The sequence below is a fragment of the Roseburia sp. OM02-15 genome (genome assembly GCF_003481835.1).
Classification (GTDB): domain Bacteria; phylum Bacillota; class Clostridia; order Lachnospirales; family Lachnospiraceae; genus Eubacterium_I; species Eubacterium_I ramulus_A.
In genome coordinates this window covers 1-25,694 of the sequence record NZ_QULX01000009.1, presented here as the reverse complement: position 1 = coordinate 25,694, position 25,694 = coordinate 1, and the positions used below count along the sequence as shown (strand labels likewise).

The window sequence follows — 25,694 nt, the reverse complement described above, 5'->3', positions numbered from 1 at the left end:
GCGGTACTGATTTATGACAGGATATTGGGACATACACAATCATATTCTGCCGGGTGTGGATGACGGATCCAGCTGTATGCGGGAGACGATGTCGTTGCTGCAGGCAGAGTACGAGCAGGGAATACGACATCTGATCGTTACGCCACATTATCGGAGAGGCATGTTTGAAATTGGCTTTGAAGATATTCAGAAGGTGTATGAGAAAACACGTCTGTACTGCGAAGAGACGTTTCCGTCTATGCACTTGTATCTGGGACGCGAATGTTTTGTGAGTTCTGTAAACCGGGCAGAGAAGATTCTGTCGGACAGCAGATATTACATGGCAGGTAGACCAGTTGTCTTACTGGAATTTGGATATGAGACAGAGTATGCCATGATTTTTCAGACCGTTTTGATGGCGCAGGAGGCACAGGTGATTCCTGTGCTGGCACATATTGAGCGCTACCGGGCGTTGCAGAATCAGGATGCTGTCCGCAGAATCCGAAAAGCCGGAGCAAGCGTACAGATCAACTGTGAGAGTATCCTTGGAAAGACCGGTTTTCGCACAAAGCATTTCTGTCAGAAGCTGTTGAAGGAAAAACTGGTGGATCTGATCGCCAGCGATGCCCATAATACAGATCAGCGTCAGGTACATATGCGGGAAAGTATGACACTGGTAGAAAAAAAATACGGTTCCGCAGAAGTAGAACGGATCTTTGCACAGAATCCCGAATCATTATTTTACATAGAGGAGAAAGGAGCATAATAGATGCAGGAATTAACCATAACAGAACAAACAACATTGTCTCCTGTTATGAAAGAAATATATCGAAGACTTCGTACCAATCTGGAGTTTACTGGTGTGGAGAATAAAGTAATCTGTCTGACCAGTTGTGCTGCGGATGATGGAAAATCAAGCGTTTCTTTCAATCTGGCAAAAATTTTGGCAGAGACAGATAAGAGGGTGTTATTCATTGATGCAGACATGAGAAATTCTATGATGGCAAAGAGAACAGGAATTTCAAGAAACCTGAAAGGACTGAGCCATTATCTTGCTGGAAAAAGTGAGGCTTCTGAGATCGTATATGCAACAAGCATCAGAAACTTGTACCTGATTCCAACCGGAAGATTCCCGAAGAATCCAACCGAACTTTTAAATAAAGAAGCATATGCAAAGCTGATCGACGGTATGAAACAGACCTTTGATTATGTGATCATCGACACTCCGCCACTGGGAGCCGTTGTAGATGCTGCTCTGATCGCAAAATCAGCAGATGCTTCTATCTTAGTTATTTCACCAAACGTTGTAAGCCGCAGAGCTGCAAAAATTGTAAAAGAGCAGCTTGTCAACGCAAATCCAAATTTCCTTGGTGTAATTCTGAACAAAGCCGGTGAAGGAACCAATCGCTACGGCTATGGAAAGAAATATAGTTATGGTTACGGATATGGATACGGTAACTATGGTCAGGACACAGAAGAATAGAATACGAAGGAGACGGAAGGTAACGTAAGATGAATAAAGATCAGTTAAAAGAAGAAAAGGAGATGGAGATTGATCTTCTGAGTCTCTTTTTCTACCTAATACAGAAATGGAAAATTTTATTACTGGGTGCGATCATTGGAGGAATCCTGGCAGAAGGCATGACCCTTTTAAAGACTCCGATGTATCAGTCAACATCCACCCTCTACATGCTGAGTAAGACAACAAGTATTACCTCAATGGCAGATCTTCAGTTAGGAAGTGAGCTTTCTTCCGATTTTACGATCATTGCCAGTAGTAAACCGGTTGTTGACGCAGCAGTAGAAAGTTTAAAAGAAGATAAAAATATCACCCTTACCCGTGGACAGATCCAGAACATGCTCAGTGTGGCAAACAAAGAAGACACACGAATGCTCTCAATCACAGTTACAAGTGATGATCCGGAACTGTCTTATGAAGTGGCAGATGCGGTGACGACAGCAGCAGTTGCCCAGATGGCAGCTATTACACAGACAGATCCGCCTACCATCGTTGAGCATCCGGAAGTTGCATCCGATGCGATGGACAATGGAATGCGCAAGAACCTTGCCGTAGGTATTCTGGCAGGACTTGTTCTGGTAGCAGCAATTTATGTGATCCTGTACATGATGAATGATAGAATCCAGACAGAAGAAGATATTCAGACATATCTGGATGCTACCGTACTTGGTGTTATCCCGGTAGATAAAGAACTTGCTTATTACAGCAAACAGGAAGAAAAGAACGAAAAAGGCAGACATGGAAGAAAGAAGAAAGCATAATAAATTATTTTGGATATTTCTGATCCTATTTCTTGCTGCGATCGGATGCATTGCTTTCATTACAGTAAGGAATCATTTGCAAAACATAAAAGACAGAGAATTGCGCGAAAAAGTGGAAACATCTGTAACGGAAGAACCTGAAGTATCAGCAGAGGAAGAACCCGTGCAGATTCCGGTGGATTTTGCAACTTTGCAGGCAGAAAATCCGGATATCTATGCATGGATTCGAATTGCGGATACACCGATCGATTATCCGATCCTCCAGAAAGAGGGAGATGATGATTATTATCTGTACCGTACCGTAGACGGGGAGGAAGGTCTTCCGGGATCCATTATGACAGAGTACAGTTATAATCCACATGCGTTTTCCGAAGATCCGGTGACGGTCGTATATGGTCATAATATGCTGAACGATTCTTTTTTTAGCAGACTGAAAGATTTTCAGGATGAGACGTTTCGAAAAGAGCATGAAACAATCGAGATCTATACTCCGGAACACATTTATCGCTATCGTGTATTTGCAACGGTAACCTATGATAACCGACATATTCTATATAATTATGATTGCAATACAACCGAAGGATATCAGGCTTTTTTAGATTCTTTGTATGAAGTCCGTAATATGCCAACCTGGATCGAAGATCCGCTTCCGATAACGACAGATGATAAAATGCTGGTATTATCAACCTGCAATGGAAATCATGATCAGCGTTTTCTGGTATGTGCAATATTGACAGAGGTACAGTAAGCGTATGAAAAAAAAAGCAAAGAAGATCATTTATGTGATCGTGGTTATCGTTTTGATACTGATCGTCGGATTTTTCCTGATGCTGCATTCCAGACAGAAAAAAGCGCAGGATGAGGTTCTGGCAGAAAGCAAAGTATCGCAGGCAAGTACCAACGAGATAGAGTGGAATGGCAAAAAATATACTTACAATGATCAGTTGATCAACATACTGTTCCTTGGCATTGATAAAGCAGAAGATATCGACAGCAGTTATATGCCCGGGGATGCGGGACAGGCGGATTGTATTATGCTTTTATCTCTTAATAAAGAGACAAAAGAAGCACGTATTCTCCAGATCAACCGTAACACCATGACAAAAGTGGATGTTTACAGCTCAGATGGCGAGTCTTACGGTGCTATTGACGCACAGCTTGCGACGCAGTATGCTTACTGTATCGGTGGAAGCAGAAGCTGTTGGGCAACAGAGAAAACAGTGAAAAACCTGCTCTATAACCTGCCAATCAATGGTTATCTGGCATTGTCCGTAGATGGAATTGCAGAAATAAACGATGCCATTGGTGGAGTGACCGTCACCATGACGGATGCCGATGCACAGATCGATTCTGAGTTTCAGTCGGGACAGGCCATCTGCCTGAAAGGTGAAAAAGCAGAAACTTATGTACGATATCGTGATACCGAACAGTTTGACAGCAATTCAGATCGTATGCGTCGTCAGGTATCTTATATCACGGCAATGGTTCGGCAGATGCGCAGTCGTGGCGGCAGCGCAATGTATGATATACTTTCTCCATTTTTAGATCGGTATATTGTCACCGACCTGGATTCCGATCAGATTGATGCATTAAGCAGTTACAATTATCTGACGGATGAAGTACAGTATCTTCCGGGAGAAAGTGTAATGGGAGAAAAGTATGAAGAATTTCATGTCAATGAAGATCAGCTGCAGGAACAGTTGATTGAGACATATTACAAACCGGTGGAATAGCCGGAACATACACAGACAAAAGGATAAGCTGTAAACAGGGTAGCAGATCTGCTATCACTTTTTACAAATAAATTATGAAGGGAGAAAACTATGAAGAAAGTAGTGGCATTATTAATGGCTGCTGTACTGACAGTAGGAATGACAGTGACTGCATTTGCAGCTCCAAGTCCATCCGCAAACGCTGACATTGTTACCGCTGCAAAAGATGCAGATGGCAATGCGGTTGATCTGTCTGACATTATTGTTTCTGAAAACTATGATGCTGCAGAGCAGAGTGCGGTAGATGCAATCAAAGCTGATTCGCAGGCAGTATTAGCAAGTGTCGTTGGACAGTCAACAGCAGCAAATTACAGTCTTGCACTTCTGCGTGACGTAAAAGTAATTGGAAATGTTAAATTCCCGGTTACACTTACATTCAAGATCGCAGGTGTTACAGCAAGCAGTAAAGTTATCGTGCTTCACTATTATGACGGAAGCTGGCATCAGGAAAATCCGACTGTTGGTGATGGAACTGTAACAGTTACATTCGACAGACTTTCACCGGTAGCATTCTATGTACAGAATGCAAATGGTTCTGGTAACGGCGGAAATGGTGGAAATGGTGCAAACGGAAATGGTTCCGGTTCCCAGGTCGTTTCTCCGAAAACCGGTAGTTCACCAGTAATGATGTACGCTGTAATTGCCGCAGTAGTTGCTGCAGCAGGTATGTGTGTAACATACAAAAAGAAACGTGCATAATCAGGTTTGACAGAAGTGAAGAGACAGAAGAATCCTGCAACATGGATTCTTCTGTTATGTGTGAGAAAATTTTGCAGTGACAAAGTCTTACATTATAGAAAAGTGATCTGCAGCAGAGGAGTGACGTGAGATAGATTTCTTTTCTATGGTGTAAAAGAAATAGGGGAGAGTTAAAGCAGATGAGGAAAAAAATATTGATTGTCATTGCCGATATTCTGGCGGTGATCATAGCATATGGTCTGGCATTATTATTGCGATTCGATATGAGGTATTCTAAGATACCGAAGCTGTATATTGAGGGCTATCTGTATTATATCGTACTGGCATCGGTTCTTTTGGTATGTTGCTATGTAATCGCAAAATTGTACCGAAGCGTATGGTCTTATGCGGGAATCAATGAGATATTGAAAACCTGTGTGGCATCGATTGTTGCCTGCGTTCTGACCGGTGTTGTATTTTCAATAGCGATCATGCGGATGCCGATTTCTTTCTATCTGATCGGCTGGATCCTGGTATTTGGATTCACCGCATCCATTCGTATGATGTATCGTCTGCTTCGACGCATGCGAATCAAAGCAGATAATTCCAAGGGAAATACCGAGCGGCAGAATATTATGATTATCGGAGCCGGTGCAGCAGGTCTGGTACTTCTCCGGGAGTATCGTAACAGTTATTATCTGACCGATAAGGTAAAAATCTTTATTGATGATAATGCGCAGAAATGGAACAAATATCTGGATGGCGTTCTGATCGAAGGTGGTCGCGATAAGATTCTGGAATCTGTAGAAAAATACCGGATCAACAAAATTATTCTGGCAATGCCATCCGCAGATCGTAAAGATATTCGCGATATTCTGGAAATCTGTAAAGAGACTGACTGCCAGATTCAGACCGTTCCGGGTGTTTATCAGCTGGTCAACGGTGAAGTCAATGTGTCAAAACTTAGAAATGTGGAGATCGAAGATCTTCTGGGACGTGATCCGATCGAAGTCAATCTGGATGAGATCCTTGGCTATATCAAAGGAAAAAACGTGTTGGTAACCGGTGGTGGCGGGTCCATCGGAAGTGAGATCTGTACACAGCTGGCAGAGCATGAAGTCGGGCATCTGATCATTTTTGACATTTATGAAAATAATGCTTATGATATTCAGCAGAAACTCAGATGGAATCATCCGGAACTGAATCTGACTGTACTGATCGGTTCGGTGCGAAATACACATCGTATCAATGGCGTAATGAAGAAATACAAACCAGATGTTGTATTCCATGCAGCAGCGCACAAGCATGTACCGCTGATGGAGGACAGCCCGAACGAGGCAATCAAAAATAATGTATTTGGTACTTATAAGACAGCATCCGCAGCAGGAAGAAATCATGTTAAGAAATTTGTCCTGATCTCTACTGACAAAGCGGTAAACCCAACGAATATCATGGGCGCTTCCAAGCGTATGTGCGAGATGATCGTACAGACATTAAATCATTTCTATGAAACAGACTTCGTTGCTGTTCGTTTCGGAAATGTACTGGGAAGTAACGGAAGTGTTATTCCGTTGTTTAAAAAGCAGATCGCTGCCGGTGGTCCGGTTACTGTTACACATCCGGATATCATTCGTTACTTTATGACGATTCCGGAAGCTGTATCATTGGTACTTCAGGCAGGCGCTTATGCAAAAGGCGGAGAGATCTTCGTTCTGGATATGGGTGAGCCTGTAAAAATTGCAGACCTTGCAAAAAATATGATCCGTCTGTCCGGTTATAAACTGGGAGAGGACATTGAAATCGAATACACCGGACTTCGTCCCGGTGAAAAACTGTATGAAGAGCTTCTGATGGATGAGGAAGGACTTCAGGATACAGAAAACAAAATGATTCATATTGGTAAACCAATTGATATGGATGAAGAAAAATTCATGCATCAGCTCATCAAACTGCGGGATGCTGCAAACGATGACAGCGATGCAATCCGGGCAATGGTAAAGGAAATCGTTCCGACTTACCAGATGCCGAAGGAAAAAGAAGATTAATTGTTACTGGTTAGTTAATATGGAAATGGATTGTGGCAGGCAGATATGAAATGTATCTTGCTACGATCCGGGATTTTCATACAAAATACAAATTTATAAGATTTTACTAAGGATAAATCGTCGCTTTGTCGCGTTTATTGAGGTAAATGTCATATTGGAGAACGCTACCAATCTGCCTGAATGAAGACAGAGTGGCGAAGCACAGGCATTTATACGATAAGTAACAACAAAGTTACAAATCGTATAAGTGCCTTTCTTTATGCAAAAATATATGTAACTGTTCAAATAGGAATTATAATTGCGAACAAATACAGTAGAATCGATAGAATAGTTACATATATTTAGATAAAAATGTTCTCCGAAAAACAGTTGATTGAAATGAAAGGAGGGCATATGTGGTACGTAATTCAGACAACTTCCGGTAAGGAAGAAAATATTAAAATACAGTGTGAAACCTATCTGCCAGCTGGTCTGGTGGAAAAATATGTCATTCCTTTATATGAAGAAAGACGCCGGTTTCACGGCGAATGGCATACCCTACAGAAAAAATTGTTTCCGGGGTATGTATTTTTTATATCCGATCAGGCAGAAGAATTATTTCTGCAACTGAAAAAAGTACCTGCTATGACAAAAATGCTTGGTATTGGAGATGAAATTGTAGCATTGACACCACAGGAAATCGAATTTATTTTACGATTCTGCGGTGAGGATGATATTGCAGAGATTTCCGAAGGTGTTATCGAAAATGATCAGGTACATATTTTGTCCGGTCCGCTGATGGGACTGGAAGGAGCTATTCGGAAGATCGACCGACATAAGCGGAAAGCCTGGTTGGAGATGGAGATGTTTGGCAGGCGACAGCAGATTGAAGTTGGGTTGGAAATCCTTCGTAAAGTATAGTATAATGAGCGCAAAGGAGTTGTGAGAGACTCGGAAAGTGAGCATACTATTCCAGTGAATGGAGGGCGAAGGCAATGGGAATTTATGTGAATCCGGGAAATGCCGGTTTTCAACGTGCAGTTGATTCAAAAATATACGTGGATAAATCCGGAATGTTGGAATATTTCAATGAAGTATTAGGCACAGAGCAGAATTGCATATGTATCAGCCGTCCAAGAAGATTTGGAAAATCTATTACAGCAGGAATGTTGACTGCTTATTATGATAGAAGCTGTGATTCCCATGCACTGTTCCAGAATCTGAAAGTTGCTCAGACAGAGGATTATGAGAGATATCTGAATCGATATGATGTGATTCATCTGGATATTACAAGCTTTCGCAGACCCGGAGAGACATCCGAAGGCATATTGCATCGGATCAATAGCGATGTGATTGCTGAATTGCAGGAGTTATATCCGGAATCTTTTTCAAAAGAAACAACTTATCTGCCGGATGTTCTGGCAGAAGTTCATAATAAAACCGGAGCACAATTTGTCATTATTATAGATGAATGGGATGCACTATTCCGGGAAGATAAATATGATACAAAGGTGCAGATAGAGTATGTGGAACTGTTACGTGGTTTATTCAAAAGTGCGCTGTCGAAAAAATTTGTGAAGCTGGCGTATCTGACTGGTATTTTACCGATCAAAAAATATGGTACGGAATCGGCATTAAACAATTTCGATGAGTTTACGATGGTAAACGCAGATTACTTTGCCGAATATACTGGATTTACTGAGCAGGAAGTAAAAGAATTATGTGATGCTTATCATATGGATTTTTCAGAATTAAAACGCTGGTATGATGGTTATCTGTTAGATACAGATTTACATGTATACAATCCAAAGTCGGTGGTAGATGCAATTCGCAGAAAGCGGGTGGCAAATTACTGGACAAAAACAGAAACTTATGAATCCTTAAAAACTTATATCAGTATGAACTTTGATGGGTTAAAGGATGCAATTGTTCAGATGCTGACTGGAATGCATTTGAAAATCAATGTTAATACTTTTGAAAATGATATGACAAGTTTTCAGAGTAAAGATGATGTGCTGACAGTAATGGTTCATCTGGGATATCTGGCTTATGACAGAGACAGAAGAGAAGTGTATATTCCCAATGAGGAAGTCAGGTCGGCATTTACGGATGCGGTGCAGATGAGTAACTGGAAACAGGTAATAGATGCAGTAAATGCGTCCGAAAAGCTACTTTTGGCTACACTTTGTAAGCAGGAAGAACTTGTTGCACAGGGGGTGGATGCAGTTTATGAAGCCAATACTTCCATTCTGAATTACAATGATGAAAATGCATTGAGTTGTGTAATAACATTAGCATATTATCAGGCAATGAATGACTACCAGTTAGTCCGTGAGATGCCTCTCGGAAAAGGATATGCTGATATTGTATTTTTACCGAAGAAGCATACAGATTATCCGGCACTGGTTGTAGAGTTGAAATATGACAAATCAGTAGATGGAGCAATTGAGCAGATTAAGGAAAAACGTTATGCAAAGGCATTGGAATCGTATAGTGGTAAAATATTATTGGTAGGAATTAATTATGATAAGGTGAGTAAAAAACATTCTTGTAAGATTGAGGAATGGGAAAAATAAGAGTCGGCTGGCTCTTATTTTTATACATATAATTGGAATTGAGGGAAAGATATGGATTACGAGAAATATTTTAATTTGATAAATATAGGAAATTCTCAAGAGGCTTTGGAGTATAAAAATGCGGAAATCCCAGATGTTGTTTATAAATACTATTCATTAACGGATGATGAAAAGATGAATGAACAAAAACTAAGAACATTAGAAAATGGAAAAGTTTATTTATCTTCGTTGGCAGGCTTTAATGATCCGTTTGAGGGAAATTCATTAATTTTTGATAATGAAAAGTTAGCAAAAGCGGGATGGTCTGTAGATTTTTTGGAAAAGTTTGTATCTGAATTAAAGACGCATGTAAGGATATGCTGTTTCTCCAATGCAAAAGAAAAGCAACAAAATATGCCAATGTGGGCATACTATGCAAATAACCATAAAGGATATTGTGTTGAATATAAATTAGATAGTAAACTGAAAAAACAGATGTACCCCGTGTCATATGATGAAAAGCGATCATCGGGAAATGTGTTAATAACAAGTTTACTAAATGAATTAGTAAAGATATCCCAACAACATGAAGATATAAATGAAAATACAGATGAATATTTGACAATGTTGAGTTATATGTCATATCTAACATTTACTTGTAAACATATAAGCTGGAGACATGAACGGGAAATACGCTTACTTTTGCCAGATGTGTGTGGAGACTATGTGGATATGCAACCTGAAAAAATATATGTGGGAATGCAATGTGAAGATAGGTATATGAAAGAATTATTGCGTATCTCAAAAAAGTTTGAAAAAAATTGTAAAGTTTATAAAATGGATGGGATAGGAAATGATTTTAATCATTTTTTGTTAGAGCGTGAGTTGAAATAGCAAGTGGAATATTATAAATGAAGAATGAGAGCCGAAAGGCTCTTATTTTTGTGCAGAAAATAAATTGCTAAGAATAAATAGTTATAGATTCTAAGTAAAGGAGTAATAAAAATGGTTAAGAAAAATAATAAAACAGAAATACCAGAGAGAAATGTTCCTTTTAGTCCGCCGGATATTAGTGAATTAGAAATTGCTGAAGTTGCAGAAACTCTTCGTTCTGGATGGATTACAACAGGACCACGAACAAAAGAATTAGAGCGAAGACTTGCAGAATATTGTCATACTTCAAAAGTAGTTTGCCTAAATTCAGCAACAGCGGCAGAGGAATTAAATTTTAGAATTTGTGGAATAGGACCAGGTGATGAAATTATAGTACCTGCTTACACGTATACTGCATCAGCTTCAGCAGCAATTCATTGCGGAGCAAATGTAATATTTATAGATAGTCAGAAAGACAATTGTGAAATGGATTATGACAAAGTTGCAGAAGCAATTACAGAAAAAACAAAAGCAGTGGTAGCGGTTGATCTTGGTGGTATTATTTGTGATTACGATAAATTATATGCTGCAGTAGAGAGCAAGAAACATTTATTTAAAGCAAAGGAAGGAACTGATCTCGAAGCTAGAATTCAGCAGTCTATTGGTCGGGTAATGGTATTTGCGGATTGCGCACATGCATTGGGAGCAAGCAGAAACGGAAAGATGGCTGGTGAATGGGCTGACTTTACTGACTTTTCTTTTCATGCTGTGAAAAATTTTACTACAGCAGAAGGTGGTGCAAGTACCTGGCGTAATATTTCAGGAATTGATAATGAAGAAATATATAAACAGTTTCAGTTATACAGTCTTCATGGACAGAGTAAGGATGCACTGGCAAAGACACAACTTGGAGCATGGGAATATGATATTATTGGAGCTTGGTATAAGTGTAATATGACAGATATTATGGCTGCTATTGGACTTCGTCAGTTAGACAGATATCCGGGAATGCTTGAGAGAAGAAAAGAAATCGTTACGAAATATGATACTATGTGTGATGGACTTGGTATAAAGCACTTAATTCACAGTGGAGAAAACTTCCAGTCTTCCAACCATCTGTATCTGACCCGTATTCCGGGTATTGGTGATGAAACGAGAAGAAAAATTATCATTAAGCTTGCTGAGCGTGGTGTAAATACAAATGTTCATTACAAACCTCTTCCAATGATGACGGCATATAAGAAAATGGGATGGAATATTAAAGATTTCCCTAATGCATATTCATATTATGAGAATCTGATTACACTACCGCTTCATACGAAATTGAGCGATGAAGATGTGGAATATGTGATTGAAAACTTTAGAGAAGTGGTTAAAAAGTATATTTAATAACGGAGAAGATAGTGTGATGAAGAAGGTATTAATTATAGGTGCTGGTTTTCTTCAAGATTTTGTAATATGTAAAGCTAAGAAAATGGGTTATGAAGTATATGCGGTTGATGCAGATCCTAATGCAATAGGTTTTAAACATGCAGATCATTATGCAATAGTAAATATTGTGGATGAAAAAGCATGTCTTGAATATGCAAGGAGAAGTGAGATTGATGGTGTATTAACAGCAGCTACAGATTATGGAGTTTTGACCGCAGCATATATTGCTAAAGAAATGAGGTTACCGGGACTTAAATATGAGGTGGCACAACTTATTAAAAATAAATATTTAGTTAGAAAATGCTTGTATGAAAATCATGTGGATGATACGGAACAAGCATATGAAATTCACAAGGATACTAATATAGAAAAGCTTGCTCAAAACATTATATATCCAGTTATGGTAAAACCGTGTGATGGCTCAGGAAGCCGTGGAGCAAGTAAAGTTGATAGAGCGGAAGATTTAAAAAAGGCTTGTGATTATGCTATAGCAGGGTCTATTACTCATAGAGCAGAAGTCGAAACATTTATTAAAGGTAAAGAATATGGTGCAGAAAGTTTAGTTGTAAACGGTGAAATCCATGTTCTTGGTGTAATGCAAAAATGGATGACTAGGCCACCCTATTATGCTGAATTAGGTCATTCTATTCCTACTGATCTTAAACCAGAAGTAGAAGAAAAAGTTAAAAAATGTGTAACAAATGCGATTCAAGCACTGGGAGTGAATTTTGGCTCTGTAAATATGGATATGCTTATAACGGAAGATGGTAAAGTGTATATCATTGATATTGGGGCAAGAATGGGCGGAAATATGATCGGACCATGCATTATTCCATATGGCACTGGTGTTGATTATATGGCTGCTATGATTCAGAATGCTGTGAAAGATCCAGTGGAATTAGTGGTAAAAGAAAAATGTGCTGTGGCAACAAAGCTTCTTGCTTTTAATAATGGGGTTGTAAATACTCTTCCGGATATGAAGGAAGTGGAGAAGAAGTTTGGTGTAGAAATATATCATCATCTTGAAGAGGGGATGAAAGTTAATGAATATCATACTAATTTAGATGGATGTGGATATATTGTTGCAAAAGGCAATAAACAAGAAGAAGCAGTTGATAAAGCGGAAAATGTACTCAACTATTTTAAAGCGGTAATTTTTGAGGAATAAGTATATGAATAAAAAGACTCCAGAAGAATTATATCAAGAATCAAAAAGGAAAACAGGGTATAGAGGAATATATCAATTAGGAATTAAAAGAGCGTTTGATATTATTGCTTGTTTATTAGCACTTCCATTTTTATTAGTTATTTTAATTCCAGTAGCAATAGCAATCAAAATTGAAGATCAGGGTCCGGTGTTTTATCGTTCGGGGCGCTTAGGCGTTGATTTTAAAGAATTTGGAATGTTAAAGTTTCGTTCTATGAAAGTAAATGCTCCAGATTTACGAAATGATGATGGAAGTACATTTAATTCTGAGAAAGATCCGAGAGTTACCAGAGTTGGTCATTTCCTTAGAGAAACAAGCATTGATGAGATTCCTCAAGTTTTTAATATTTTAAAAGGTGATATGAGCATTATTGGTCCGAGACCGGGAGATATTGAATCTAAAGATACATATGCTGAAGATGAAAAAGACAAGTTGTTAATTAGACCTGGAATTACTGGATATACGCAAGCATATTACAGAAATAATCTTGGCGTGCGTGAAAAGCGATTATATGATGCTTGGTATGCACATAATGTATCATTTTCTCTTGATCTTAGAATATTTTTTAAGACAGTAATAACGGTTTTGAAACGAGAAAATATTTATACGAATTGATCGGAAGAAAGGTTGAAAAAGAATAATAGAGAACATCCATTACGTTAAGGACATTACAAAAATCACTATAATAATGGTCACTTGGTCCTATGTCAAGATTTAGTACAAGTTAAAATGAGGTTTCCCCATCTTAACTTGCCATTGGCTCTTCGTCCTGTTGCATTCTACGATATACTTCTTCGTAGTCATTTGGTGACATATAATCGCAATGACTATGGATCCGCTTGGTATTGTAGAATGCCTCCAGATATTCGAATACCAAGCGATATGCATGACCATAATCGCGAATTTTGAAGCGATTCAGCCATTCGCGCTTGATCAGTGAATGAAATGATTCAATGCAGGCATTATCCCACGGATAAGCCTTTTTAGAATAACTGCACTGCATGTTTGCAGTGACACGTTTGTATTCTTTTGAAACATACTGTACGCCGCGATCGGAATGCATAATCAATGGTTCTTCGATTTTTCGTCTTGCCTTAGCTTTGTTTATTGTTTCAATCACACAGGACACCTCTAATGTATTTGACAGCGTCCAGGCAATGATTTTCCTGGAATATAAATCCATAATACTGGTCAAATAGACGAAGCCATCTATCGTCCAGATATAGGTAATGTCAGAACACCAAACTGCATTTGGCCGTTCTGGATTAAATTGTTCATCAAGGATGTTTTGAAGTTTGCTACTGAAATCGGAGTCTCTTGTGGTGATTGTCCACGGTTTTACCTACTGAGCCTTAATGCCCATTTGTTTCATGTACTGCCCAACAGTACGCTCGGAAATAGTTTCTCCTGTTTTGCGCAACATTTGTGTGATTTTGGGAGCACCATAATTCTGTTTAGATTTATCGTAAATATCCTTGATTTTGGCTTTTACTGATTCCCGACGCTTTTCAGCATTGGAAGGAACATGTTTCAGCCATGCGCGATAGCCAGAACGTGAAACGCCAAGTATTTTCAACATTCCGGAGACAGAAACACGGCGTTTAGCCTTGCGGGCTGCTTCTGCCTTCTCAGTAACTTCGAGGTAAATGGCTTCTGTCATTTTCCCAGAATGTTGATGGCTTTTTTTAATACATCAAGTGCATCCTGCGCATCACGTAGTTCACGCTTTAAACGTGCAATTTCCTTTGCTTCATCAGAAGCATAGTTGCCGGAACCACGGCTCTCAATGTCTCCGGTGTCACGCAGTTCTTTCTGCCAGCGAGACAGTGTCTGATGACTGATTCCTAAGTTTGAAGCGCAACCCTGCAATCCTAATTCTCTGTGATCATGATAATACTGGATTGCATCCAATTTAAATTGTTTGTCATAGTGCTTTGCCATAATGAGATCCTCCTTCAGTGCGGTAACTACATAGTACCATAAAATATGTAATTATGGATTCTCATTTTGACTTGTACTATTTATATTCTAGCACCAACTAAAAATAGAATGTGTATCAAGGTTAGTGTTATTTATGGGATACCAAATCTTAAAAATGTGTTTTGATAATCTTTAATTTTACAGTCTGTTCGGGTGTGACAAAACCGTCAATGGAGAAATGTTTTTTTCGTATGACGTTATGAATTAAAGGAACGATATCAAAAAAAGTATTATCAAGATTTTCAAGAATCCTATCCAGAATTCTTTGAGAAATTTTAAAAAAAGTGCCTAAAACAGTGGAAGCTAACTGAATGTTAAAGACAATGAGATAGTTTTGAAGTTGATTATTTTCACGGGATATAAAGTAGATTAGTTTAAAACAATAGAACGTCAGGTTACAAAGCTGTTTGATATCAGAAGGTAGCAAAATCTACCGGAAACAAGAATAAAAAAGAAAGCTGCAATAAGACAACGTTTTTCATGATGTTTGTACTTCAAGCAGTGTGAAAGGAATGGATATAAAAATGAAAGTATTATTCTTAAAAGATTATTTTTATCCAGAAAATTGTGCAGGAATAAATCTTACAAATGATTTATTAGAAGCTATAGTGAAAAGCGGTAATGTTGCAGAAGTTTTTACTCCAATACCTTGTAGAGGGATTAGTGACGAGTTAAAAAAAGAATATAGATACAAAAAACAAGAAAGCTTATATGACGGAAAAGTAATAGTCCACCGATATTGGCTTCCGTATGAAAAAAAGAATTTGTTTTCAAGAGCATTACGTTATTTACTACAAAATATTATTCAGATAATAAAAGGAATTTCATGTGAATGTGATGTTCTTTTTATAGGAAGTACGCCTCCTACAATGGGAATAGTGGGAACTATTATAAAAAAAATAAAGAGGGAACCTTTTATTTTTAATGTTCAAGACATTTTCCCGGATTCATTAGTTACAACTGGTATAACCAAGGAAGGAAGTTGTATTTGGAAGATTGGTTATTGGATTTCAAAGAAGTCATATGAAAATGCTGATAAAATAATTACAATATCTAGTTCAATGGCAGAAAATTTGATGAGAAAAGGTGTTCCTGAAAAAGATATATTAACTATTCACAATTGGATTGATGAAGAAATAATTCAACCGATACCTAAAAAAAATAATTATTTATTTGATGAGTTACATTTGTCAAGAGATAAATTTTATGTAGTATATGCAGGAAATTTAGGAAAAGCTCAAGGAATAGATGTGATTATAGATGCAGCAAAACTTTTGAATGAAAAAGAAGATATCCAGTTTGTGATATTTGGTAACGGAGCCCAAAAAAAAGAAGTTAAGAATAGAATTTTACAGGAAAACTTATCTAATATTATATTACATGATTTGCGACCAAATGAGGAGGTATCATATGTATACAGTTTGGGAGATGTATCAATTATAACATGTAAAAAAGGAACAGGAGAGGCTGGCTTACCAAGTAAAACATGGAGTATATTAGCAACGGCTACTATGCCGATTGCATGCTTTGATTTGAATAGTGAATTATCGAAATTAATAATGGATAATGAGATTGGAATAGCAATTGAACCAGAAAATCCGCAATTGTTAAAAGAGGTAATTGAAGAGATTTATTTAAATGAAAGTAAGCGTATATTAATGGGGAAAAGAGGTAGAAGGTTAGTTGAAAAATATTATTCTAAGAAATACTGTACGGATAAATATATAAATGTGTTAAAAGATATTATTACAGAAAAATAGATTTAAGTACAGGAATAGTATAGGATATCCGTTTTGTTAAGAAAATCGTACAAAGATTATTATATATCGGTCTTTTAAGATTGCTTTTTAGAGATTTTTGTGCTTATAAAAACGATGATAATGGTTACGGATTTCTAGCTTTTTTCCCGTTTAACCACAGAATTGGCATATTGGATCAAAGGCGGTTTGATATAGTATCTAGTTTAAGTAAAACGAACAAATTTTTCACTGCATTTCATTGTTACAAGCTAGTAATTTGTTTGATATCTTTCTTGTCAGTTTTCTTCTCACAGATGGCTTTAATATATTTAGGATGAGTGAGTACAATAGATACATAATTTTTAATGCTATAGGATTTGCTTTCAGAATCATAGGTTCAATAGAATGACAGAGAGAAAATAGCATTGACTAAATGCTTAGAATTAGAACAAAAGTTGTTTTAACAAAGATAAGGTTACGTAATGGGGCATATTTATTTGTGTTTAAAAAGTATTCTATACACATTAAAAATACGGTCATCTGATAGTATAGATAACGCAATCAACTTTTCGTGATTTGTAGTGTTCTGAATATCCCTACAGATACTTTATAAAAAAGAAAGTTGCAATAATAAGCCAACGTTTTTTCATAGCGTTTTGAGCTTTGAGCAGTGTGAAAGGAATAGATATAAAAATGAGAGTTTTGCAAATTAATTCAGTGTGTGGAATTAGAAGTACAGGTAGGATATGTACAGATATTGCAAGAGTGTTAATCGAAACCAAAAATGAATGTTGTATTGCCTATGGAAGAGAAACAGTGCCTAATGAGTATAAGTGTTTCGCAAAAAGAATTGGAACTAATCGTGATGTAAAGTTGCATGCAATGCAAGCAAGGGTATTTGATAATTCTGGATTTGGAAGTAAAAAGGTCACTAAAGAATTTATTAAATGGGTAACTGAGTGGAATCCAGACATTGTTCATTTACACAATATACATGGGTATTATATTAATGTTGAAATTTTGTTTCAATTTTTAAGAGATTTCAAAAAACCAGTTGTCTGGACACTTCATGATTGCTGGTCTTTTACAGGGCATTGCACATATTTTGATTATGTTGCTTGTGAAAAATGGAAGAATAATATGTGTGGATCCTGTCCTCAAAAAAAGAAATATCCTGCTAGTATGTTTATAGATGCATCTTCTAAGAATTTTGAAAAGAAGAAAGATTTATTTAATTGTGTAGATAATTTGACGATTGTAACACCTTCGAAATGGTTAGGAACACTTGTCGGTCAGTCCTATTTAAAAAATCATTCAGTTGAGATAATTAATAATGGCATAGAATTAAGTACATTTAAAAAAAGCAATAATAATATTCGCGATAAATATGGACTGATTGGTAAAAAGATAATTCTTGCTGTAGCAGATGGATGGGGACCACGAAAAGGATTTAACGATATTATAAGACTTTCACAAATTCTTTCGGAAGATAATAAAATTATTATGGTTGGTTTTAGTGGAAATGAACAAGAGAAAGTTCCTAAAAATATAATTACTATTTCAAGAACAAATAATGTTCAGGAATTAGTTGATTTATATTCAGCAGCAGATGTTTTTATAAATCCAACATATGAAGACAATTATCCTACAGTTAATTTAGAGGCACAAGCGTGTGGTATACCAGTTATTACTTACAACACCGGAGGTAGTATAGAGAGTGTTCCAGCGAAGAATATTATTGATGTTGGTGATGTAGAGGCGCTTGCTGAAAAAATATATAATTCTGACAATTTGGAAATAAAAAATAGGGATTTATTTGATAAAAACATTGCTTATACAAAATATTTAGAACTCTATAAAAAGTTATTAAAGCAGGAATTAAGTAAAAAGTAGTGACCGTGTAAAATTGACATTAACACATAAGATTACACGAATAGGTTTGAAATAAGTATAGGTCATGAATACATGAGGAAGAGGATAATTATGGGAAAATATAATATTATTGTTGCACATCCATACCAGCAGCATTCTTTTCAAACTGCTAGCGCAATAAAGCAAATGGGAGCTTTGCAGTCGTATATTACTACGGTGTATGACAAAAATAGCTCTATCACTGCGTTAGTAAAGAGATTATTAAAAGGAGATAATCTGAAAAGAGCTAATAATCGTAAATGCAGTTATTTGGAGGATAGAGAAGTAATTCAATTTTGTGAGTTTGAAAGCCTTGTTTTACTTTTGTTACATAGAATAGATAAATCGCGGAAGATTTATGATAGGTTAAATACTTATATTTTAAAAAAATTTAATCGTAAATTGGCAAAATACATTATAAAAAATAATATTGATGCAATTATTTTATATGATACTTTATGTGCAGAATGTATAAAAATATTAAGAGAAAATAAAACTGAGACTAAAATAATAATTGATATGTCTGCTCCTAATTTTGCTTATATGGATTACTTCTTTTCAGAGAATGTGAAGAAATATCCCAAATATAGTGAAAAATTATTAAATGAAATGAAGTCTGCAAAATATTTGGAAAGGCTAAAAAATTCAAAATATGAAATAGAGAATGCGGATTATTTTTTTGTCGCATCAGAATTTAGTGAAGAGTCGCTTGTTTACTCTGGAATAAACAAAAATAGTATTTTTATTTGTAAATACGGTATATATATGGATAATTGCAATTTTATTAAACAGAAGAGCGCAAAAATTAGGATAATTTTTATTGGAGATGTTACACAAAAGAAGGGAATTATTGATTTTATACAAATAATTAGAAATTTGAATGTGAATGATTTTGAATTTAATATTGTTGGAAAGTATGATGAAGATGATCCAATATATAAATCAAATAAAAGTATTTGCAATTTTTATGGATATGTTACACATGATGAAGTATTAAAAATATGTGAAAATATGGATGTTATTATTTTCCCATCACTTTCCGATGGGTTTGGTTTGTCGGTAATTGAAGCAATGTCAAAAAAAGTAGTGCCAATTGTATCAAAAAATGCTGGGGTAAGCGACATTATAATTAATGGAGTCAATGGCTTTACTTTTGAGGTTGGTGATAATGAAATGGTGGTGAGCAAATGTAGATATTTGAAAGATGATAAATTAGCTTTGAATAGTATGCAAAATGAGGCATTTAAATGTGTTTCAACTATGAAATGGACAGATTATTATAAACAAATTGAAGAGGCAATTAAAATTATTTTTGAATCATAAGGAATTACTATGAAAATTAATATAAGAAAAAATATGTGGAGTGTACCATTTACTATAGTTAACCTGTTTTTACTTGAGAATATGGCAAAAACTTATGAATTAAGTTGGACAAATGACAAGATACGGCTTATTTGTTACGCTCTGCTGGGAATATTAAGTATCATGTTTTCAGTTTTTTATTTAATAAAACATTCTGGAATTGTAAAACGAAATAGCCTGGGAATGACAATAATTAGCTATCTATTAATTTTGAGTTTTATGTTAATTTTGCATTCAAATTTGGCTAAAGATGTGTGGCTTGTATGTACTATGATACCATTCTCATTAATAATGAGTTATTATGGATTTTCGGAATGTTATGATATAAAGAAAATAGTTAATATACAATGTATATTATTTCTTGTATATTGGAGTTTGTTCATGTACAATAAACTATTTTTATATCAAGCGGGGGCTGGAAAACTTAATTCAATTTTTTACCTTGTTTTACAATTGCCATTTATATTGAGTTTGCAACATATGAGGTGGAAAAGAATATTGATTAGTTTATTGGCAATTGCAGTTGTTATATCTTTGAAAAGAACAGCAGTGGTAATTTTTGTGCTGGCATTAATAATACATCTTTGGATTAAAGATTCTGCAGATAAAATGAGAGTATTGAAAATTATAACATCTCTCATTGTATTAGCAATTATCACTGTGATTATTCAGAATAAATTTAATATTAATATAATAGATAAATTTGAGATGATGGCAGATGATGGTGGATCTGGAAGAACAGATATTTATGAGCTGCTTTTTCCACAAATTTTTACTAGGGGATTTGGTAGTTTTGTTATAGGAGATGGATATTATGGAGTCATAAATATAATAGGTGGAACAGCTCACAATGATTTTCTTGAAATATTATTCGATTTTGGCGTTATTGGCTTTATAGCCTATATATATATATATATTGTACTTATTAAGAATTATTTGAGGATGAAGCAAAAACAATACCCTTATCGTAGTCAGTATTTGATATCAATATTAACTTTTTTTATTATGTCACTATTGTCACATGTGATTATGATACCAACATATATGATGTTTATTTGTTTATTTTGGGGAATGCTACTATCGCATTTCTATAATTTTTCAGTTGAGGAGGATTCAGTAATTGAAAATCGCTACATTGACATTTCATAGAGCACTAAATTATGGTGCTGTTTTGCAAACTTATGCATTGCAGAAAGCTTTAATAGATCTTGGATATGATACAGAGGTATTAGATTATCGTTCAGATTTTATAGAGCGACATTATGAACCGGATAAAATATCAAACTATTTTACTATAAAAAAAATGGCTATACTAATTTTGCTAAATGGTTGTTCCAAAGTAAAAAGAAGTCAATTTGATTCTTTTGTTAATAATAATATTAAAATAAGTGACACTATATATAGTGATAAGAATATTATGGATTCTGAAATGGTATATGATTTATTTTTGGTTGGAAGTGATCAAGTGTGGAACTATAAAACAACAGGATTTGATAAACGCTATTATTTGGATTTTGTCAAAAACAATAATAAAAAGATGTCTTATGCGGCTAGTATAGGATTAAATCAAATACCAATAGAATATGAAAAAGAATACAAAAGATTGTTAAAATCATTTAGTAAAATTTCAGTAAGAGAACAAGAGGGAAATAATCTTCTATGTAAACTATTATCTAGAGACGATGTAGAAACCGTATTGGATCCTACGATGTTATTAAATGAATCAGAATGGTCATCTCTATGCATTCCTTGCGAAGTTCCAGAGAGGTATATTTTAGTTTATTTACTTTCAGAGAATAGAAAAATAGTTAAATTTGCAAAAAAATTAGCTAAAACTAAAGGCTATGAAATCATATATATTAATAATCAACTTCTAAAAAGAAAAGGATTAATTAATAAGAGGAATGTTACACCGGAAAATTGGTTATATTTGTTCAAAAATGCAGAATATATAGTGACTAATTCATTTCATGGTACGGTTTTTTCAATTATATTTAAAAAAATATTTTGGTGTGATTATCTACCAACATCCGCAAATGTTAATTCACGAATAACAACATTACTTGGAAATTTAGGATTAAGAGACAGAATTATATCAGAGGGATGTACTGTTTATAATACAATGATTGATTATAAATTACCATATAAAAAACTTAACGTTTTGATAGAGAAGAGTAAAAATTTTTTGAAGCACTTAGGAGAATAAAAAATGAGCAAAGAAATAACATTGGTGACGGCATTTTTTAATATAGGGCGTGAGAATTATAAAGCAATACCTAGACCGGATAGTAAGTATATGAAGGATTTTGAGGGGTGGGCACGGCTTAGAAATAATTTAATTGTATATACTCAACCAGAAATGAAAGATCTTATATTAGCTATTCGAGATAAATTTGGACTCAAAGAAAAGACAATTATTATTGAAATTGAAGATATATATTCTATAGAACCTGAAATACTGGAAAAAATGAGGCGTATTTCTATAGATAAGTATTTTTTGGATTTTAGATATTTGCCTAACGCTACATCTAATATTTCAGAATATTCGTATCTAATGTTGCTGAAATCATATTTTGTTAAAGATGCTGTAGAACGTAAACTTACGTCAGAACAAGTTGCATGGATTGATTTTGGATTTAATCATGGAGGAGATTTATATATTGATCCTCAAGAGTTTGATTTTGAATGGAATTATAAATTTGAAAATAAAATTTATTATTTTTATTATAAAAAATATGATGATAGACCAGTTTTTGAAATAGTGAGACGTCTTTCTGATTGTATAATGGGATGTTTAATTATAATACCAGCATGTTTAGCAAATGATTTGTGGATTTTGAATAGAAATGCGATGGAAACTTTGAATGATGTTGGATTAATTGATGATGATCAACTTATACATTTAATGTCATATCGTAAGAAGCCGGAAATATTTAAGATGGTAGAAAGTGAGTGGTTTTTACCGTTAAAGATATATGGTGGAGATAATTTGACAAAATTAAGAGAAAAAAACAATAATGGAGTGATGAATGCGGCTAGGCATATAAAGCATTATCTTAAAAAAATCAAACTATCTTTAAGAAATGCCATTTTGCTCTATAAAAATTTGATGGAGTAAGATTATGGAACATAAGTTTAAGAAAAGATTTTTCCAAAACGCGAGTATTGCATTTGCTTTACAAGTTGTTAATTTAATTTCAACATTTATTGTTCGTACAATATTTGTAAAACAATTGGGGAATGATTACTTATCACTTAATGGACTCTTGGTAAATGTTGTTTCTTTATTGTCTTTTGCAGAGTTGGGTATTGGAAATGCAATTATATTTAGTCTTTATGAACCTGTAGCGACTCAAAATAATGAGAAAATTAATTCTCTAATGCGGATTTTTAAAAAGGCGTATAGATGGATTAGAATAGTAATCATAGGACTTGGATTAGTTATAACGCCATTTATTGATTTGCTCGTGAATGACATTTCAATAAGTGAAAATTTTAAGTTACTCTTTTGGTTATTTCTTGCGAATACATATGTATCATACTTTTACGCTTATAAGAAATCTTTATTAATTGCTGATCAAAAAAACTATATTGCCGCGTTGATTCAACAAATAGTATTGATTATTCAATCAATATTTCAGTGTATTATTCTGATTATATGGAAAAATTATTTATTATATTTAATTTTTCAAATTGTTGGGACTATGTTAATAAATTTGCTGACATCATTTTATGTGGATAAACACTATGAGTATTTAAGAGACGATGCCTCTTCACTTTCAAAACGAGAAGTAAAAAATATTTTTGATAATATTAAAAATATTTTTTGCTATAAAGTGGGTGCAGTAATATTGAATAGTACGGATAATATATTAATATCAACTTTGATAGCAACGAAACTTGTTGGATTATATTCAAATTACTCTATGATTATTAGTGCTTTGAATAGTGTTCTTATGCAAGTGTGTAATAGTATTGCAGCAACAATTGGAAATTATAATGTTGTAAATAATGACGAGGAAAACGAAAGTACATTTAGATTGCTCTTTTTTGTAAGTTTTTGGGTGTTTGGTGTGTGTACGATATGTTTAACTGAATTGCTGAATCCATTTATTAATATATGGTTAGGAAATAAATATTTGCTAGGTTTTAGTACTATTGTAATTATTTCTCTTGTGTTCTATATTACTGGTATTAATCAAATACCTTCACAGTATAGAACCTCATTTGGAATTTTTAAACAAGCAAAGTTAGTTCCGATCATTGCAGCATTTTTTAATATTGTATTATCGATTGTCTTTGGAAAAATGATTGGATTGAATGGTATTTTTATAGCTACTATATTCGCAAAAGTTTTTACCTTTAATATTGTAGATCCATATTTGATATATAAAAAAGGATTTCATAAGAAATGTACTAAGTTTATGATTGTTAAGATAAAGTATTTTATTATATTGATAATAGCATTTTCGGTTATACATTTTTTGAATAGTTTCATTAATATTGACGGTGTCTATGGATTTGTATGTAAATCAGTTGTAACATTTTTGTTGTCGAATCTTTTATTTGCTATTTTGTTAATACGTCATCGTGAATTCAGAAAAATATTAAAAGGATTAAATTATGGAAAAGCTTAAGATTATACTAAAAATATGTAGGACATTTGTAGAACTATTATTGAAAAAAATAATACATAGAGGATTCTACTTTAATTGTGTTATATTAAAATCTAAATCAGCAAAAATTAAAATAAATAGGTTGGCAAATTTGTCAATTGGTGCAAAAGTTAGATTAGATGATAATTGTGACATTAGGTCATCAAAAAATTTATCAATTGGTAGAGGAAGTGAAATCGGTGTAGGAACAGCGATTATTTCGACCAAGACAGGTACTGTTGAAATAGAAGAGAATGTTTTTCTTAATAGAAATTGTACTGTTGTCAGTTGTGAAAAGATAGTTATAGGTGCGGGAACTGCTATAGGTTATAATGTAGTAATATTAGATCATGATCATTATTATGTTAAAGACGGTCCACAACCATGGAATAAGATAAAAACGGCACCAGTAATTATAGGAAAGAATGTATGGATAGGTGCAAATGTAACAATTCTAGCTGGAACTACAATTGGGGATAACGCTGTAATTGCAGCAGGTTCTGTTATTAAAGGAGATATTCCGAAATCGAAATTAATACTTCAGAAAAGAAGTACTGAATACAGAGAGATAAAATAATAAATAGCAGCTAGAAAATGGAAAGTTTTTCAATAGAGTTTTTGTAGGAAAACAGGTTGTATCTGGTTGAGGTAGTAGGAGAGTTTATTAGAGAATACAAGGATTGTATACTTGAATACTTTTGAAAGAACGAGATGTAGCATTGGAAGTATCTAATGAAGCTAACAGTACATCAGTATATGATTTTTGTGGATACTGTTTGAAAATATCAGGAGCAAATGAAATTCGACATGGCAATAGAAAAAGCGGTGGATGAATGTATCCGGAACGAAATTTTGGAAGATTTTCTGAAGCGGAGGTGTTACGTATGAGTATTTTTGAATATGATCAGGAAACACATATGAAGCAGGAGCGAGAGGAATCGTTAGCAATAGGTAAGATAATAGGAGAAAAGAAGGGACATATAGAGACATTGACGCAACTGACAGTTGGAAAATTGGTAAAAGGATCAACTGTGGAAGAGATTATTGAGGCATTAGGAGCAGAGGCTGATGAAATTCGAGAAATCTGTGAAGTGGCAAGTAAGTATGCCCCAGACTATGATATAGACCAGATTTGTGAGGAATTATTACAGGAATAAGAAATGACGATAAGAGTAAGAGCCTTCGGGCTCTCAGACTGTAGACAAAGCCCTGCTTTTGCAGGGTTTTGCTATTGTTGGAACCGCTTT

At 34.8% G+C, this 25,694-nt stretch carries 25 protein-coding genes; 22 read left to right on the top strand and 3 right to left on the bottom strand.

The window, feature by feature from the left end; translation table 11 throughout:
- The first annotated feature begins 13 nt into the window (after positions 1-13).
- From DXB15_RS09990 to DXB15_RS09930, 13 genes are all read left to right on the top strand, one after another.
- Positions 14-745 (top strand): CpsB/CapC family capsule biosynthesis tyrosine phosphatase, encoded by a 732-nt coding sequence (locus DXB15_RS09990; protein WP_118702878.1) that lies wholly within the window; start codon positions 14-16, stop codon positions 743-745.
- A gap of 3 nt (positions 746-748) precedes the next feature.
- Positions 749-1,462 (top strand): CpsD/CapB family tyrosine-protein kinase, encoded by a 714-nt coding sequence (locus DXB15_RS09985; protein WP_118702877.1) that lies wholly within the window; start codon positions 749-751, stop codon positions 1,460-1,462.
- 29 nt (positions 1,463-1,491) lie between these two features.
- Positions 1,492-2,259 (top strand): YveK family protein, encoded by a 768-nt coding sequence (locus DXB15_RS09980; RefSeq protein WP_118702876.1) that lies wholly within the window; start codon positions 1,492-1,494, stop codon positions 2,257-2,259.
- The gene (locus DXB15_RS09975; protein WP_118702875.1) at positions 2,237-3,007 is read left to right on the top strand and encodes a class B sortase; all 771 of its coding nucleotides are present in this window, start codon (positions 2,237-2,239) and stop codon (positions 3,005-3,007) included. Before DXB15_RS09980 ends, DXB15_RS09975 begins: the two co-directional genes overlap by 23 nt.
- 4 nt (positions 3,008-3,011) lie before the next feature.
- Positions 3,012-3,992, top strand: coding sequence for an LCP family protein (locus DXB15_RS09970; protein WP_118702874.1), 981 nt, complete (start codon positions 3,012-3,014; stop codon positions 3,990-3,992).
- Positions 3,993-4,082: 90 nt separating this feature from the next.
- Complete coding sequence (locus DXB15_RS09965; protein ID WP_118702873.1) at positions 4,083-4,730, top strand: hypothetical protein; 648 nt, start codon at positions 4,083-4,085, stop codon at positions 4,728-4,730.
- A 179-nt stretch (positions 4,731-4,909) separates the two neighbouring features.
- The gene (locus tag DXB15_RS09960; RefSeq protein WP_118702872.1) at positions 4,910-6,754 is read left to right on the top strand and encodes a nucleoside-diphosphate sugar epimerase/dehydratase; all 1,845 of its coding nucleotides are present in this window, start codon (positions 4,910-4,912) and stop codon (positions 6,752-6,754) included.
- A gap of 393 nt (positions 6,755-7,147) precedes the next feature.
- Entirely contained in the window at positions 7,148-7,654 is a 507-nt protein-coding gene (gene loaP / locus DXB15_RS09955) for an antiterminator LoaP (RefSeq protein WP_118702871.1), read from the top strand.
- A 74-nt stretch (positions 7,655-7,728) separates the two neighbouring features.
- Positions 7,729-9,309 carry an AAA family ATPase gene (locus DXB15_RS09950; RefSeq protein ID WP_118702870.1) on the top strand — a complete coding sequence of 527 codons (1,581 nt, stop codon included), beginning with the start codon at positions 7,729-7,731 and terminating at the stop codon, positions 9,307-9,309.
- 51 nt (positions 9,310-9,360) lie between these two features.
- Positions 9,361-10,182, top strand: a complete 822-nt coding sequence (locus DXB15_RS09945; protein WP_118702869.1) for a DUF2971 domain-containing protein — start codon at positions 9,361-9,363, stop codon at positions 10,180-10,182.
- Positions 10,183-10,293: 111 nt separating this feature from the next.
- Positions 10,294-11,550, top strand: a complete 1,257-nt coding sequence (locus DXB15_RS09940) for a DegT/DnrJ/EryC1/StrS family aminotransferase (protein ID WP_118702868.1) — start codon at positions 10,294-10,296, stop codon at positions 11,548-11,550.
- Positions 11,513-12,760 (top strand): ATP-grasp domain-containing protein, encoded by a 1,248-nt coding sequence (locus DXB15_RS09935; protein ID WP_243115629.1) that lies wholly within the window; start codon positions 11,513-11,515, stop codon positions 12,758-12,760. Before DXB15_RS09940 ends, DXB15_RS09935 begins: the two co-directional genes overlap by 38 nt.
- A 4-nt stretch (positions 12,761-12,764) precedes the next feature.
- Positions 12,765-13,415, top strand: a complete 651-nt coding sequence (locus tag DXB15_RS09930) for a sugar transferase (protein WP_243115628.1) — start codon at positions 12,765-12,767, stop codon at positions 13,413-13,415.
- A gap of 130 nt (positions 13,416-13,545) precedes the next feature.
- On the opposite strand, the gene DXB15_RS17290 is transcribed toward DXB15_RS09930, so the two are convergent.
- From DXB15_RS17290 to DXB15_RS09920, 3 genes are read right to left on the bottom strand one after another with little or no spacing between them, the layout of a single operon-like run.
- Entirely contained in the window at positions 13,546-14,127 is a 582-nt protein-coding gene (locus DXB15_RS17290; RefSeq protein WP_256385916.1) for an IS3 family transposase, read from the bottom strand.
- Between the two features lie 15 nt (positions 14,128-14,142).
- Positions 14,143-14,460, bottom strand: coding sequence for an IS3 family transposase (locus DXB15_RS17285; protein WP_243115627.1), 318 nt, complete (start codon positions 14,458-14,460; stop codon positions 14,143-14,145).
- A complete protein-coding gene (locus DXB15_RS09920) occupies positions 14,457-14,741 on the bottom strand; it encodes a transposase (RefSeq protein WP_154433282.1) in 285 nt (94 codons plus the stop codon). Before DXB15_RS09920 ends, DXB15_RS17285 begins: the two co-directional genes overlap by 4 nt.
- A 551-nt stretch (positions 14,742-15,292) precedes the next feature.
- Here DXB15_RS09920 and DXB15_RS09915 point away from each other — a divergent pair.
- The 9 genes from DXB15_RS09915 (at position 15,293) to DXB15_RS09875 (ending at position 25,604) form a co-directional block, all read left to right on the top strand.
- Positions 15,293-16,540, top strand: a complete 1,248-nt coding sequence (locus tag DXB15_RS09915) for a glycosyltransferase family 4 protein (RefSeq protein ID WP_118702865.1) — start codon at positions 15,293-15,295, stop codon at positions 16,538-16,540.
- 651 nt (positions 16,541-17,191) lie between these two features.
- On the top strand, positions 17,192-18,412 hold the full coding sequence (locus DXB15_RS09910) for a glycosyltransferase (RefSeq protein WP_147404797.1): 1,221 nt from the start codon (positions 17,192-17,194) through the stop codon (positions 18,410-18,412).
- A 90-nt stretch (positions 18,413-18,502) separates the two neighbouring features.
- Positions 18,503-19,753: a glycosyltransferase family 4 protein gene (locus DXB15_RS09905; RefSeq protein ID WP_158582242.1), complete on the top strand. Its 1,251-nt coding sequence runs from the start codon at positions 18,503-18,505 to the stop codon at positions 19,751-19,753.
- Between the two features lie 9 nt (positions 19,754-19,762).
- Complete coding sequence (locus DXB15_RS09900) at positions 19,763-20,941, top strand: O-antigen ligase family protein (protein WP_118702862.1); 1,179 nt, start codon at positions 19,763-19,765, stop codon at positions 20,939-20,941.
- On the top strand, positions 20,913-21,998 hold the full coding sequence (locus tag DXB15_RS09895; protein ID WP_118702861.1) for a polysaccharide pyruvyl transferase family protein: 1,086 nt from the start codon (positions 20,913-20,915) through the stop codon (positions 21,996-21,998). The genes DXB15_RS09900 and DXB15_RS09895 overlap by 29 nt, the downstream gene beginning before the upstream one ends.
- 3 nt (positions 21,999-22,001) lie before the next feature.
- Positions 22,002-22,910, top strand: a complete 909-nt coding sequence (locus tag DXB15_RS09890) for a WlaTC/HtrL family glycosyltransferase (protein WP_118702860.1) — start codon at positions 22,002-22,004, stop codon at positions 22,908-22,910.
- 4 nt (positions 22,911-22,914) lie between these two features.
- The gene (locus DXB15_RS09885) at positions 22,915-24,429 is read left to right on the top strand and encodes a lipopolysaccharide biosynthesis protein (protein ID WP_118702859.1); all 1,515 of its coding nucleotides are present in this window, start codon (positions 22,915-22,917) and stop codon (positions 24,427-24,429) included.
- The gene (locus DXB15_RS09880; RefSeq protein WP_118702858.1) at positions 24,416-25,024 is read left to right on the top strand and encodes an acyltransferase; all 609 of its coding nucleotides are present in this window, start codon (positions 24,416-24,418) and stop codon (positions 25,022-25,024) included. The genes DXB15_RS09885 and DXB15_RS09880 overlap by 14 nt, the downstream gene beginning before the upstream one ends.
- Positions 25,025-25,331: 307 nt before the next feature.
- On the top strand, positions 25,332-25,604 hold the full coding sequence (locus tag DXB15_RS09875) for a hypothetical protein (protein WP_118702857.1): 273 nt from the start codon (positions 25,332-25,334) through the stop codon (positions 25,602-25,604).
- The last annotated feature ends 90 nt before the right edge of the window (positions 25,605-25,694 follow it).